The 13,789-nt window shown below is 30.8% G+C and carries 11 protein-coding genes; 2 read left to right on the top strand and 9 right to left on the bottom strand.

Features of this window, described 5'->3' with window-relative positions; translation table 11 throughout:
* Positions 1-200 precede the first annotated feature (200 nt).
* Entirely contained in the window at positions 201-2,846 is a 2,646-nt protein-coding gene (gyrA, locus tag ACEN2I_RS07095; protein ID WP_441765398.1) for a DNA gyrase subunit A, read from the top strand.
* A 44-nt stretch (positions 2,847-2,890) separates the two neighbouring features.
* Positions 2,891-4,159, top strand: a complete 1,269-nt coding sequence (locus ACEN2I_RS07090) for a tetratricopeptide repeat protein (RefSeq protein ID WP_441765397.1) — start codon at positions 2,891-2,893, stop codon at positions 4,157-4,159.
* 282 nt (positions 4,160-4,441) lie between these two features.
* Here ACEN2I_RS07090 and ACEN2I_RS07085 read toward each other — a convergent pair whose 3' ends face one another.
* The 9 genes from ACEN2I_RS07085 to ACEN2I_RS07045 form a co-directional block, all read right to left on the bottom strand.
* Positions 4,442-6,061, bottom strand: a complete 1,620-nt coding sequence (locus tag ACEN2I_RS07085; RefSeq protein ID WP_441765396.1) for a hypothetical protein — start codon at positions 6,059-6,061, stop codon at positions 4,442-4,444.
* A 205-nt stretch (positions 6,062-6,266) separates the two neighbouring features.
* Positions 6,267-6,761, bottom strand: coding sequence for a hypothetical protein (locus ACEN2I_RS07080; RefSeq protein ID WP_441765395.1), 495 nt, complete (start codon positions 6,759-6,761; stop codon positions 6,267-6,269).
* Positions 6,762-6,961: 200 nt separating this feature from the next.
* A complete protein-coding gene (locus ACEN2I_RS07075; protein ID WP_441765394.1) occupies positions 6,962-8,791 on the bottom strand; it encodes a hypothetical protein in 1,830 nt (609 codons plus the stop codon).
* A gap of 72 nt (positions 8,792-8,863) precedes the next feature.
* A complete protein-coding gene (locus ACEN2I_RS07070; RefSeq protein ID WP_441765393.1) occupies positions 8,864-9,964 on the bottom strand; it encodes an AI-2E family transporter in 1,101 nt (366 codons plus the stop codon).
* 102 nt (positions 9,965-10,066) lie between these two features.
* Positions 10,067-10,597, bottom strand: coding sequence for a mechanosensitive ion channel domain-containing protein (locus tag ACEN2I_RS07065; protein ID WP_441765392.1), 531 nt, complete (start codon positions 10,595-10,597; stop codon positions 10,067-10,069).
* 10 nt (positions 10,598-10,607) lie between these two features.
* The gene (locus tag ACEN2I_RS07060) at positions 10,608-11,192 is read right to left on the bottom strand and encodes a Maf-like protein (protein WP_441765391.1); all 585 of its coding nucleotides are present in this window, start codon (positions 11,190-11,192) and stop codon (positions 10,608-10,610) included.
* Positions 11,185-12,111: a geranylgeranylglycerol-phosphate geranylgeranyltransferase gene (locus tag ACEN2I_RS07055; RefSeq protein ID WP_441765390.1), complete on the bottom strand. Its 927-nt coding sequence runs from the start codon at positions 12,109-12,111 to the stop codon at positions 11,185-11,187. Before ACEN2I_RS07055 ends, ACEN2I_RS07060 begins: the two co-directional genes overlap by 8 nt.
* Before the next feature lie 83 nt (positions 12,112-12,194).
* Positions 12,195-12,722 carry a KdsC family phosphatase gene (locus ACEN2I_RS07050; protein ID WP_441765389.1) on the bottom strand — a complete coding sequence of 176 codons (528 nt, stop codon included), beginning with the start codon at positions 12,720-12,722 and terminating at the stop codon, positions 12,195-12,197.
* Complete coding sequence (locus ACEN2I_RS07045) at positions 12,706-13,467, bottom strand: Rossmann-like and DUF2520 domain-containing protein (RefSeq protein ID WP_441765388.1); 762 nt, start codon at positions 13,465-13,467, stop codon at positions 12,706-12,708. Before ACEN2I_RS07045 ends, ACEN2I_RS07050 begins: the two co-directional genes overlap by 17 nt.
* Positions 13,468-13,789: the final 322 nt, after the last annotated feature.

The raw sequence follows: 13,789 nt of genomic DNA, 5'->3' as shown, positions 1-13,789 counted from the left end.
CCTTTGAGATCTCCTGTCAGCTAATAGACAAAAAAAATAACAATAAAAGAGTTAAAAAACGCTTAATTTATTAACTAAATGGCAAAATAAAGTTGTTAATAAATCATTGAAATAAGTGTGTGAAAATAGTTATAAAAATTTGAAAAAAACGTATCTTGGCACGCTTTGAAAATTAATATAATTATTTAATATAACAATTTATGTCTGAAGGAGAAAAGTTAATTCCTATTAACATCGAAGATGAAATGAAATCAGCTTACATCGATTATTCGATGTCGGTAATTGTATCCAGAGCACTTCCTGATGTTAGAGATGGCTTGAAACCAGTACACCGAAGAGTACTTTATGGAATGTATGATTTGGGAGTTAATTCTCGATCTGCCCACAAAAAATCTGCAAGAATTGTCGGGGAAGTTCTTGGAAAGTATCACCCTCACGGAGATACTTCAGTTTACGATGCTATGGTTCGTATGGCTCAAGAGTGGAGTATGCGTTATTTATTAGTTGACGGACAAGGTAACTTTGGTTCTGTTGATGGAGATAGCCCTGCAGCAATGCGTTATACTGAGGCTAGAATGAAAAAGATTTCGGAAGAAATCATGGCCGATATCGAAAAAGAAACTGTTGATTTTCAATTGAACTTTGACGATACGTTATATGAGCCAAAAGTAATGCCAACAAGAGTTCCTACCTTATTAGTGAACGGGGCAACAGGTATTGCGGTTGGTATGGCTACCAATATGCCTCCACACAATTTAACTGAAGTTATCAATGGTACATTGGCATATCTGGATAATAACGATATTGAAGTAGACGAATTAATGACACATATTAAAGCTCCGGATTTTCCAACAGGAGGTATTATATATGGTTATGAAGGTGTTCGCGAAGCGTTTAAAACCGGTAGAGGACGTATAGTAATGCGTGCTAAAGTTGGTTTTGAAGAAGTTGACGGAAGAGAATCAATCATTGTTACTGAAATTCCATATCAGGTTAATAAAGCTGATATGATTAAACGTACAGCGGATCTCGTTAATGAAAAGAAAATTGAAGGTATCGCTAATATTCGCGATGAGTCTGATAGAAATGGTATGCGTATCGTTTATATCTTAAAGCGTGATGCAACTCCAAACGTAGTTTTAAATACTTTATATAAGTTTACACAATTACAATCATCATTTAGTGTAAACAATATTGCATTAGTAAAAGGCCGTCCACAAATGCTGAATCTGAAAGATATGATTCATTATTTTATTGAGCATCGTCATGATGTTGTGGTTCGCAGAACGCAGTTTGAATTACGTAAAGCAGAAGAAAGAGCACATATTTTAGAAGGATTAATTATTGCTTCAGACAATATTGATGAAGTAATTGCGTTAATCAGAGGTTCGAAAAATACTGAAGAAGCTCGTGAGAAATTAATTGAAAGATTTAAATTATCGGATATTCAGGCTCGTGCCATTGTTGAAATGCGTCTACGTCAGTTAACCGGATTGGAGCAGGACAAATTAAGAGCTGAATATGAGGAGTTGATGAAATTAATTGAGCACTTGAAAGCTTTATTGGCAGATGTTAATTTAAGAACCAATTTAATTAAGGAAGAACTTGCTGAAATACGTGATAAATATGGTGACGAACGTCGTTCTCAAATTGAATATTCTGGCGGAGATGTAAGTATTGAAGACTTAATTGCTGATGAAAATGTAGTAATTACAATTTCTCATGCTGGTTACATCAAACGTACCAATTTAACTGAATACAAAACTCAAAATAGAGGAGGAGTAGGACAAAAAAGTGCAGGTACAAGAGATCAGGATTTCTTAGAACATATGTATGTTGCTACTAATCATCAATATATGATGTTCTTTACACAAAAAGGAAAATGTTTCTGGATGCGTGTTTACGAAATTCCGGAAGGAAGCAAAACGGCAAAAGGCAGAGCCATTCAAAACTTAGTGAACATTGAGAGTGATGATAAAGTAAAAGCTTTTATTTGCACACAAGACTTAAAAGATAAAGATTATATCAATAGTCATAATCTTGTAATGGTTACCAAAAAAGGTCAGGTTAAGAAAACTTCTTTAGAGAAATATTCTAAACCAAGAGTCAATGGTGTGGCAGCTATTACTATTAAAGATGGTGATGAATTATTGGAAGCTAAATTAACAAACGGAGAAAGCCAAATTATTCTGGCTGTTAAATCTGGGAAATTAGTTCGTTTTGAAGAAACCAAAACACGTCCAATGGGAAGAACAGCGTCAGGAGTTAGAGGGATTACTTTAAAAGATGATACTGATGAAGTAATTGGAATGGTTACTGTTGATAAAAACGACATCAACGATTCGCAAATTTTAGTAGTTACTGAAAATGGATACGGTAAACGTACCAAATTAGTTGACGAAGATGGTGAAGATGTTTACAGAATTACAAACCGTGGTGGAAAAGGAGTAAAAACACTTAATATTACTGAAAAAACTGGAAAATTAATTTCGATAAATGCAGTAACAGATGCAGATGATCTGATGATTATTAACAAGTCTGGATTAACTATCAGAATGGCAATTGAAGATTTACGTGTAATGGGACGTGCTACGCAAGGAGTTCGATTAATTAACTTAAAAGGTAAAGATTCGATTGCAGCAGTTACAAAAGTTATGAAAGATGATGTTGCAGAAGTTATTGTCGATGAAGATGGTAATGTTATTGAATCAGCTATCGAAAGAGTTAAACCGGATTTAGAAGTTCTTGAAGATGAAGGTGTTGTAGAAGACGATGATGAAGACGATGATTCTGAAGAAGAAGTCGAAGATGAAGACAATTCTGAGGAAGAAGAATCTGAAGAATAGAGGGATACTAAAAAAATTAAAATTAAATATACAAATTGAATATTATGAAAAGTAAATATGTAATACTTGCATCAGCATTATTGATTTCGGTAGCTACTTTTGCTCAAAAAGATCAAATTAAAAGTGCCGAAAAAGCATTAAAAAGCGGTGATGCACAAGGAGCCCTTGCACAATTAAAAGATGCAGAGAACCTAATAGTGAATGCAAAAGATACTGAACAATCTCAGTACTATTTTGTACAAGGAAATGCTTATTTAGACCTTGCTAATAAAAAAGTTGAAGAAAGCAAAAATTTAAGCGCAGCAGCTGACAGTTTCAAAAAATTAATTGAGGTTGAAAAAGCTTCTGGAAAACAGAAATATTCTACTCAGGCTGCAACTTCAATTACACAAATTAAAGGTTTGTTGATTAATTCTGCTATTGCTGATACTCAGTCAAACAAATCAGCAGAAGGGGCAAAAAAATTATACGAAGCTTATTTATTAGATAAAAAAGATACTATCAATTTGTATTACGCAGCTTCAACATATGTAAACGCTCAGGATTATGATGCAGCTTTACCAATGTATGAGGAGTTGAAAAAATTAAACTATTCAGGAAAAGGAACCAGTTATACTGCTGTAAATAAAGCTACAGATAATGAAGATGGGTTTAATACTGCAAATGAGAGGGATATGGCTGTGAAATTAGGAACTCACGAAAAACCTAAAACAGAACCTATTCCTTCTAAGAGAGGTGAGGTTTATAAGAATTATGCTTTAATCTTAGTTCAGAAAGGAAGAACTGAAGATGCTAAAAAAGCTATTGCTGATGCCAGAAAGGCAAATCCTGAAGATTCATCTTTAATTCTTTCTGAAGCTAACTTATATTTAGAAACTAAAGATTATGATACTTATAAAAAATTAGTTGGAGAAGCTTTGCAAAAAGATCCAAATAATAAAGAATTAATTTTCAATCTTGGAGTAATTAGTAATAATGCTAAAAATACTGCAGATGCTGAAAAATATTATTTAAAAGTAATTGAAATCGATCCTAATTACACGAATGCTTATCTTAATCTTGCTGCATTAAAATTAGAGGCAGAGAAACCAATCATTGATGAAATGAATAAATTGGGTACATCTGATAAAGATATGAAACGTTATGATGTGCTTAAAGTGCAAAGAGAAAATGTTTTTAAAAGTGTTATTCCTTATCTTAAAAAAGCAAATGAGTTAGATCCTAAAAATGAGGATGTTTCTAAAACTTTATTAGGTGTTTATAAAGCACTTGAAATGACTGCTGAAGCAAAAGCACTAAAAGCTACAATGTAGTAAAACAAGTATAAAATTAAATCTAAAAAAACCGTCTAAATCATTTTTGACGGTTTTTTTTATGCCTTAAATGCATTAATAAATTTGTTTTTTCTCAATGAAAGAAACAGACTTACTTCAATGTTTTACAGTGATAGTGTCTCACTACAGTTAAGTAAAAACGAACTTATGTTAAGACAAGACTTTATGATTATTTTGTTAGATTTTAATTATGTTAAAAAAAGGTAGGACACTTTTTTTTAAAACTGTAATATTTATTCTTTAAATAAAAAAGATATTTATTTACTTCAATTTGTTTTCGGTATCAGTATAATTACCAGTAATTGTTACATTGCTATTTTTGGTTACTTTTCCATAAATAGTTATGGAAGAATTGTTTCCAATAAAATTAATTTTTGCACCACTGTTAAGTCTTAAATCTCCCCAAATAACAACAGATCCTTCAATTTGCAAAAAAGCATTGCTATTAATTATAAGTTCTGTTGGATTAGCTTGTTGGTATTTTCCCTGAGCTAATGTACCTCTCATATTAAAAGTACCGCCGCTATTTAATATCAGGTTATTTTGAATTGTTATGGCGCCGCAATGTGTCAATAATCCACCTGAATTAATTATAGCAGAATTAATTGCTGTTGATCCTGAAAAAGATTTAACTTCATTCGAATTTAAAATTAAATCTTTACCCTGATTATACGTTGAATATTGTTCACAGCTTGTAAAAGTTGTGTTTTCCTTCTCTTTTTTAATAATCTTTAAGCCGCCTTTTCCACTGGCAACATAAATAAAATCACCACTTGATTTTACATAGTTTGAAGAACCTGCTATATCAACTGTTCCTAATAAAGTAAGTTGTGCTCCTGATTTGTAAACATTTAAGCCTGCAGCCCCATTAGCTACAAAAGCATATCCATCATTTACAGAAACAGCATTTGTAACATTATCTTCTCCTGGATTCATTACTTCAATAGTTTGTAATTTTGAACCACTATTGATATCGTATATTCCTAGGCCATTGTAACCTTCAGAAACTAATAATTTTTGTCCGTCAAAATCTATTGTTCTTTTTGCTCCGCTTACATCAGCAGAAGTATTGAAAGTCTTTTGTAAATTTAAAGTAGATTCATTGTAAATGTTTATACCTTTTGTTCCACTTAAAGTAATTATTTTATCACCATTTATAGCTAATGAGCGCAAATCTTCTATAGAAATTTTTCCGCTAATTTGTTTAGAACTATTATTAATTTTGTATAAGCTTCCCTGATTTCCTGTTGTTGCAAAATAAGAAGTAGAATTTGCTATAACATCAGTAGTTACTTTTCCTTCAAGTGCGTTTGTAGTATATTTATCAGTAAGTAAGCCTGAACTCAATTGCATGTTAATTACAATTGAAGGTTGTGATAAGGTGCTGTTTTTATCTACATCTGTAGCACCTGCTATAATTAAATTCCCATTAGAATATACCAATGAAGTAATATCTGTATTTGCAATTAATGCAGAAGTTAACAATTTTGGTTTGTATGGATCGGTAATATCGATAACATCAATTGCACCAGAGTAAGCATCACCAATCATAGTGTAAGCTACATAAGCGTAGTTTCCGTTTACTGCTACATGATTTGCTTGTAGTTTTCTTCCGTTTCCATCAACAGGCGGATTAATTTCTGCAATTTGAACAAGTGGAAAATCACTTGTATTTGCTGTTGCTTTTTTTGTTGATGAAGAATTAATAGTAAGCACTCCTGAATTAGTATAATCTAATCGTTTGCTTAGGGAGATCAAATCATTATTTATTTCAATTTTATCGTTAGTCTGTGATTGATTATCGGTTGAATCATCATTTTTATCACACGATACAAAAAGTAAAATAGTAAAAAAAGCTAGTAAGCTGATATTCTTCTTCATAAAATCTCTTTTGTTTAAATGAGGGTGCAAAAGTATATAATTATTTCAGTATTGTATCTGATTATCATTATTTTAACTAAAAATTTAAGTATCATCATTTTATTCTTTTACCATCTGTGATTTTAACATTTAATATCTGAGAATTAGAAAAAAAAAGAGAGATGCTATAAACAGATCTCTCTTTGTGGGTAAAATTTTGATAAAATTAATGTTTTCCGTGACCGTGTGAATTATGATGGTCATTTTTTTTATTATGGCTTTTGTCATTGTATCCATAATGTTTATCATGGTGTCCGCGATTGTCATTATGATGATTATCTCTTGGTCTAAAAGGTTTTTGAGGCGCACCATGATATCCTTTATAATATGTAGCTCTGTGTCTGTCATAGTATACATATGGTGTTCTTCCATGATAATCATTCAATACAACTTTATAACCTGAATACAAATCATAGTTTCTGTATTGTCTTGGTAAACGACTTGATCTAACCCATCTTCCACCACCAAAATAAATAAATTGTGAGGCTCTAACATCATAATAAGATTGGATATCAGGCAAATAATAATATTCCATATTAGTATATCCTACAGGTCCCCAAACAGGAGGAGTTCCAATATTTACATTTACAGATACCTGAGCTTGTGTGGCATTTGCAACGATTAGAAATAATCCAACGATTGCTATTTTTATTGTTTTCATCTTTAATATTTTTTTAATGTTAGTATATATCCGGATATTCATATACTATGCCAAAAAAATATCCGAAAATAAATTTTGCTTTAAAAAATGTTTTTAAGGGTGTAAAAAATCAAATAATATTTTTGAATATTGTTGATTGTGAAATAATTATAAAAGTATTGTGTGCAGAATAAAAATTCATTTTAAATGAAAAAAGGAGATCATTTATATTCTACAATTCTAGGTTTTCCTAATTCAAATGACTGAAGACCGATATCCTGAGTTTCAAAAGTATTTGTTTTAAAGAGACTTTCACCTTGGAAGGGGATACTGGGATAATACGAAATTGAAAGTTGAAAGGCACTAAAAACCAGATAATCGTTACTTATTAAAACCCCTAAGCTGATTTTTGAATAATATTTATTTTGAAGCAAACCTGAAGTACTGTTTCCTAATACAGCAATAGAATAATTAAAATAAGGATTCAACCTGAAACCCAAAACCTCTTCAGGTGCATATGTTTGGGTTTGTAATGTTAGTATCATTTTGCTTTTGCCGTAATGTGCTGCATTAAATCCCGGAATTCCATAATTTTCATTTATTGTAAGCTGATCTGCTATAGAACCAGCCCTGTTAATTCCAATAATCATTTCAGGTTTAATGAATTGTCGCAATTTCCAATTTCCTAAAGTCAATAAATTTGTAAAATAGTTGGCTTTAACTAAAATGGAAGTCTGGTAGGTTTTGGCTTGATGAAAAAAAGAACCAATTTCAAAGTTAGTACTCAAGAACCCCCATTTGTAATAATCTCCAAAAGATGCCTGAGCTCCAATGTATGGTCGCCATATTTTATTTTTATACTGATACCCGGCTGTTATTCCATAAATTCTACCAATCGGAACATCTTCGGTGTATCCATTTCTAAAAATATAATTGTCTTTTACGAATTCTCTTGTATTGACTCCAAAACCCATTAAAATTTGCTTTTCATCTGAAAAAAAATTGATGGTATCAAATGCTATGGTGGGTTGTTCAGTATAATCGATGTCTAAAAAACGTCCGGACACAATAAAATTAGTAGTTTTCTCTTTTTTTGTATTTGCACCACTTATATCAAAAGCTTTCGCAACCCAGAAATCATGAGAGTTGTACTTAAAAGGCTGGTATTCATATTTTAAAGTTGCATCCTGTAATGTGTCTTGTCTAAATTCTTGTCCTAAGAGTATACCGCCAGCCCATTTGGTTAAAGGAGAGTAAAAAGGACGTTCGATAGAAATGCTTTTAATATAGTTATCATCAATATCATTGTAATATTTGAATTTGGTAGTAATGAATGTGTTTTTTATGTTCGGTATAGTGTATAAAGCATTATGTGCATTGTGTCCATCTTCAAATCGGTTGGTAAATTTATATTCAAGCTGTTGACCAGTACCTACAATATTACGATCATTAAATCCAACTCCTACACGGGAACTCGATATCGAAAATTTAGGGGTCAAACTCCAGGCATCCAGAACACGCACAGTAATATCAATAGAATCATTGCTTGTTTCAACTAATTCTTCGGATATGGTTACTTTGTTTACAAATCTTTGTGATCGTATAATACGTTCTGTTTCTTCTATTTTATAACTGTCATATAATGAATTTTTTCTGAAAAGCAATAAATTCTGTATGGCAAACTTTTTGGTTTTTAGGTGTAATTTATTTCCGGTTCTTTCTCCCCAGTTTTTCGGGACCATAGTAGAATCGGTATCAGAGCGTCCAAAAGGGTCTAAAGTAATAATTCTTATATTGCGAATAATTTTGCCATCAATATTTGGTAGATGTTCTTTTTCAACTAAAGTTTCATTTTTCTTTTTAATTTTTGCTGGCTTGAAAATTATCTTATTTAAAAATTTTGTGAATTTACTTTTTTTTGAAAGCTCTTTAATTTTATTATATTTTTCGACACTGTCTTTTTTAGTTTCTTTTTCTTGTGAAAATGCGCTTTGGGAGAAATTCCAAAGAAAAAGAAAAAGTAAAACTATTTTTATAAAGTTTCGAAACATGCTAATAAAGTTAGCTTAAATAATTGGTGATTTTTATAATTTGTAATAATGTAATTAAGATTAAAAACAATTTTAGTTTTCAGTTTTTAATTTTCTAATTCTCCACGTAAATTTTTTTGGCATGTGATTGCCCATAACGTAGCCCCAGGGTTCTAAAGATTCGATTCGATCAAAAATGATTTTTAAAATAGCTAATAATGGTATAGCTAAAAACATTCCTGAAATTCCGGCAACGGCTCCACCAATAATGATTCCTATTATTGAAACCAGAGCGTTAATCTCAACCTTTGAATTGATAATTAAAGGTACAAGTATATTATTATCAATAAATTGTACAATAATATTCACAACTAGAATACCTATGACTATTGATACTTCAGGTGTTCCTGTAAGTGAAGATAGGATCGTTAAAACACCTGCAATCATAATTCCTATATATGGAATTAAATTTAATATTCCGGTAATAAGTCCGAGCAGAATAAAATATTTAACTCCTATGATCCATAAGCCCAATCCTGTTAAAATTGAAACTACAAACATTTCAAATATAAGTCCCAGTATATAATTATTTATAGAAATTTTTATTTGGGTAATGATTTCCCTTAATCTTGCATGTTCATCTTTATTGAATAATTTTGCTAAAAACAGAATAAAGTGGGTTTTGTATAAAAGAAACAGAAAGGTGTAAACAATCACAAGCATACTATCAAATAATACATCACTCAATGATCCTATAGCAGTTCCTATTGTTCCAGTTCCATTTTGTACAGAATCTTTAGTTACTTTTTCTATATATTTTTTTTGTTCCCAAATACTTATTTGAAATTTTTCATTAATGTAAGACTGTACATTGTTAAAAAATGAAATTGCATTTTTTTTAATGATATCAAAATCATTAGCAATATCTGTTACCTGATAAGAAATAAACGCTAAAATTGCTGCTATAAAAAGCACAAAAATTAATACCGTTATAAATGAGGCAAGATAGTTAGGGAAACTTAGTTTTATATGCAATAAACTATGTAAAGGAATCAGTAAAACAGTAAATAAAAATGCAAGCAATACAGGTGTAATTATATCACTTCCAATATAAGATATTGTACCAATACAAATTAGACTTAGTAGTATAAATGTAAATTTGGCATAAAAAGGCAGTACTACAGGTTGATTCATTTTTTGGATTTTAAACTAAATTAGGCTAAACAAATATTAAATTTTATTTAGTTTATATTGTTTTAGCTTTTAATATATAGTTTATAAAATTCCCATTATAGTTTAATCAAAAAACTCTTTATGTTCGTATTGTGAAGGCATTATCGAAATTCCTTTTTGCAGTAAAAGATTATTTGGGAAGACAATTTTCTCGCCTTCTTTGGTTTTTAAATTCACATGAAAAGCACTAATATCTTCAATTTCTGCTTCAATAGGAAAATCTTTGTCATGGATTTTTATAGTATCACCAATTCGGAAGGGAAATGAAAAAAATAGAATCATTCCAGAAGTGATATTGCTTAAAATAGACCATTGGGCAAACATCGCAACACCAATTACAGTAGCTATTGACGAAATAGTTATAAAAATATCCTTCGTATCAACACCCCATATAATTATTAAGCTTATGGTAATCAGTATATTCATTAATAAATGAATATACTTTATAACCAAATTAGTTCGATGTTCCAATAATTGACTTGTATTGGCATAACGTCGAATCAATTTTGCAATTATGACTCTTAAAGCTATTAAAGTTAAGATTAGAATTATTGTAGTTAAAATTTCCTGGCTATATTCTTTGAAAGAAAACATAAATTAAATTTTACTCTAATATACTCAAATATTCGTAAACTTTTGCAGTTGGCAACCCCATAACATTGGTATAAGAACCTTCTATTTTTGCAACAGCCATAAAACCAAACCATTCCTGTATGCCGTAAGCACCAGCTTTGTCATAAGGTTTATAGTTTTCGATATAATATAAAATAGCTTCATCTGATAAATCATTAAAAGTCACTTTTGTAATATCGTTTAAAAGAGTGGAAGCAGAGCTCGTCTTAAAACAAACTGAAGTAATTACTTCATGCGTTGTACCCGACATTGATTTTAGCATCTCAAAAGCTTCCTCAGCATTTTTAGGTTTACCCAATGCTTTATTTCGGTGCCAGACAATGGTGTCGCTGGTGACTAAAATTTCATTTTCTTTTAATTCTCCTTCAAAGGCATTCGCTTTTAAAAGCGCTAAAAAATCAGTAATCTCAACTGCTTTTAATTCTGGAGGATATATTTCTTCAATATCTTTTAATCTAATTTCGAAGTCTAAATCCAGATCTTTAAAAAATTGCTGTCTTCTTGGTGAACCTGACGCCAATATTAAGGTATGCTTTTTTAGTTTTTCTTTAAGCATTGTAATGAATATTTAAGGTGATAACAACGATTGATAAAATTCCAAAAAGTAATATTAATTTAAGGACATTGCTTAAATGGTGAAATTCTTTTTTTGATTTAGCGGTAAATATTTTAATAACAAAGTAAAGAAGAGGGGCAAGTACTAATATAAATGCGTATAAAGTAGCTAAAAAAAGACCATTTTCAACAAAGTAGTTTTTAATGTAAAGCGATAGTAAAATCAAAGGAATGATTGAAATAACGGTAACAATTTTTGCAGTTCTCTCAATACCAATAACAATTGGCAGAGTATTCATCCCCTGATTGTAATCTCCGTTAACATCTTCAATATCCTTCACTATTTCCCTTATAAAATTAATCATAAAGGCGAATAGAGCATAATCAGTTAAAATTGAGAATAAACTAGCCATTTGACTCTGATTACTGGAATCGGTAGCAGGAAAAATATCAAAAACGCCAATAATAATAACACTTAATGCTAATATAAAAGCAACAACTAAATTTCCTAAAATCATTATTTTTTTTATAGTAGTGGAATAAAAATATAATAAGGAGGCAATTAAAATAAAAATCACAACAAAATTGGGTCGCTGGATAACATTTGACAGATAAAAACCAATTGCAACACCTGTAATATTCAATGTAATATAAATATTATAGCCCTGTGTTTCTGAGATTTCTTTTCCTATTACAACATCATTTGGCTTGTTAATGCTGTCAGTTTCAACATCAAAAATATTATTGATTACATAACCGGCAGCAGCAATTAAAACGGTGCTTAAAACCAATAAACCATATTGCCATTCAGCTAATGCCAAAGGGATATCCTGTTCTTTTAAAAAGGCATAGCGGAATAAAACCTGCATAAAAGCAAGCATTAGTAAGTTTTGATAACGAATAAGTTTGAGGTATTTCATTTTAAAAATGTCCTGTTTTTTTTAGCTAAGATTTTGAGGTTTCATTATAAAGAGAATCATTAACAATTCATAATTAACAATTATTAATCGTGTTGTCCGTTAAAATATTCCATCCATTTCCCCTGCACTTTCATAACTTGTTCGATCACGTCACGTACAGCTCCTCTTCCGCCTTTAACATGCGAAATATATCGGCAAATATTTTTAATTTCAGGACTTGCATCCTGCGGGCAGGTTGGCAGACCTACCAATTTCATAACGTGAAAATCAGGAATATCATCACCCATGTACAATACATTTTCAGGTTTTATATTGTAGGTTTCAGTATATTCCTTAAAAGTTTTAACTTTGTCCGGCGTTCCTAAATGAATATCACTAATTCCTAAATTACGTAATCTTATACGAACCCCCTCGTTGCTTCCGCCAGAAATAATACATACCTTAAAACCACTTTCAACAGCTGCTTTCATGGCATAACCATCACGAATGTTCATTGTACGAAGCATTTCTCCTTCGTTAGTTACAAAAACAGAACTGTCTGTAAGTACGCCGTCAACATCAAAAACAAACGTAGTGATGTCATTCATTATTTCTTTAAAGTGTTTTGCCATTATGCTGTATAGATTGCGTTAGGATTTTATAGATATTTTTTTGATTTTCATTTGTTAAATAATTCAAATGTGCTTCAATCGTACCGAAATCATTACGTTTTGCAGGACCAGTTTGTACATCAATCGGATTTAAGGTCTTTATTTTATCAGCAGTTTCCTGAATCAGAGGTTTTAAAATTTCAAAAGACATTTGATGTTCGTTGCAGATTTCCTGTCCGATTTGATACAAGTGATTTGTAAAATTATTCACAAAAACTGCCGCAACATGTAATGCTTTTCTTTGTTCTGAACTGATTGAAAAAACAGCGTTCGAAATTCTGTTAGCAACTGTTTCCAAAATTTTATAATCCCTTTCATTCTCAGCTTCCAGACAAATTGGAATAATCGAAAAATCAACTGCTTTGCTTTTGGAAAAAGTTTGTAACGGATAAAAAACGCCTTTTCGGTTTTTCGGATTTAAAACAGCAATCGAAGAAGTTCCGGATGTATGAACAACTAATTGATTTTGAAAAGGCAATTGTGCTGAGACTTCAGAAATGGCATCATCTGTAACAGAAATGACATATAAATCGGCTTCTTTTAAATCTGAAAAATCAGTTACAATTTTATCTGATTCAATTAAATGTGTTAATGATTCTTTTTTTCTTGAAAACACTTGTCCAATTTCTATTCCTTCACTTTTAGTAAAAGCTTTAATCAGATGTTGCGCAACATTCCCGGAACCAATTATTGTTATTCGAATCATATCGCAAAATTAGCATTATTTTTTTTAAAGAGAATTGCTTTTGATTTGTTTGAAGCAGAATTTCTTTACCACCAGTTCAATGTTGCTGAACTAAACAAAAATAAAAGGGTTAAACTTCACTGTTCATCAGATAGTAAAAAAGCAACAAAAAATGGATGTGTGAGAAAAAGCTTTAGTTTTATCGATTTCTAAAATTAAGGCTGTGATTTTAAAATATTTCATGTCAAAAAAGTAGCTGTTTTTGGTTTTAATTAACAAATCGCAAATCTTAGAACTCAACATTTTTAAGTACTTTTGTGCCACTTTTATACACTGTAATTTC

The organism is Flavobacterium sp. W22_SRS_FK3 (genome assembly GCF_052113665.1).
Taxonomy (GTDB): domain Bacteria; phylum Bacteroidota; class Bacteroidia; order Flavobacteriales; family Flavobacteriaceae; genus Flavobacterium.
The sequence above is the reverse complement of the archived record's forward strand: the minus strand, read 5'-3'. Positions and strand labels throughout refer to the sequence as shown.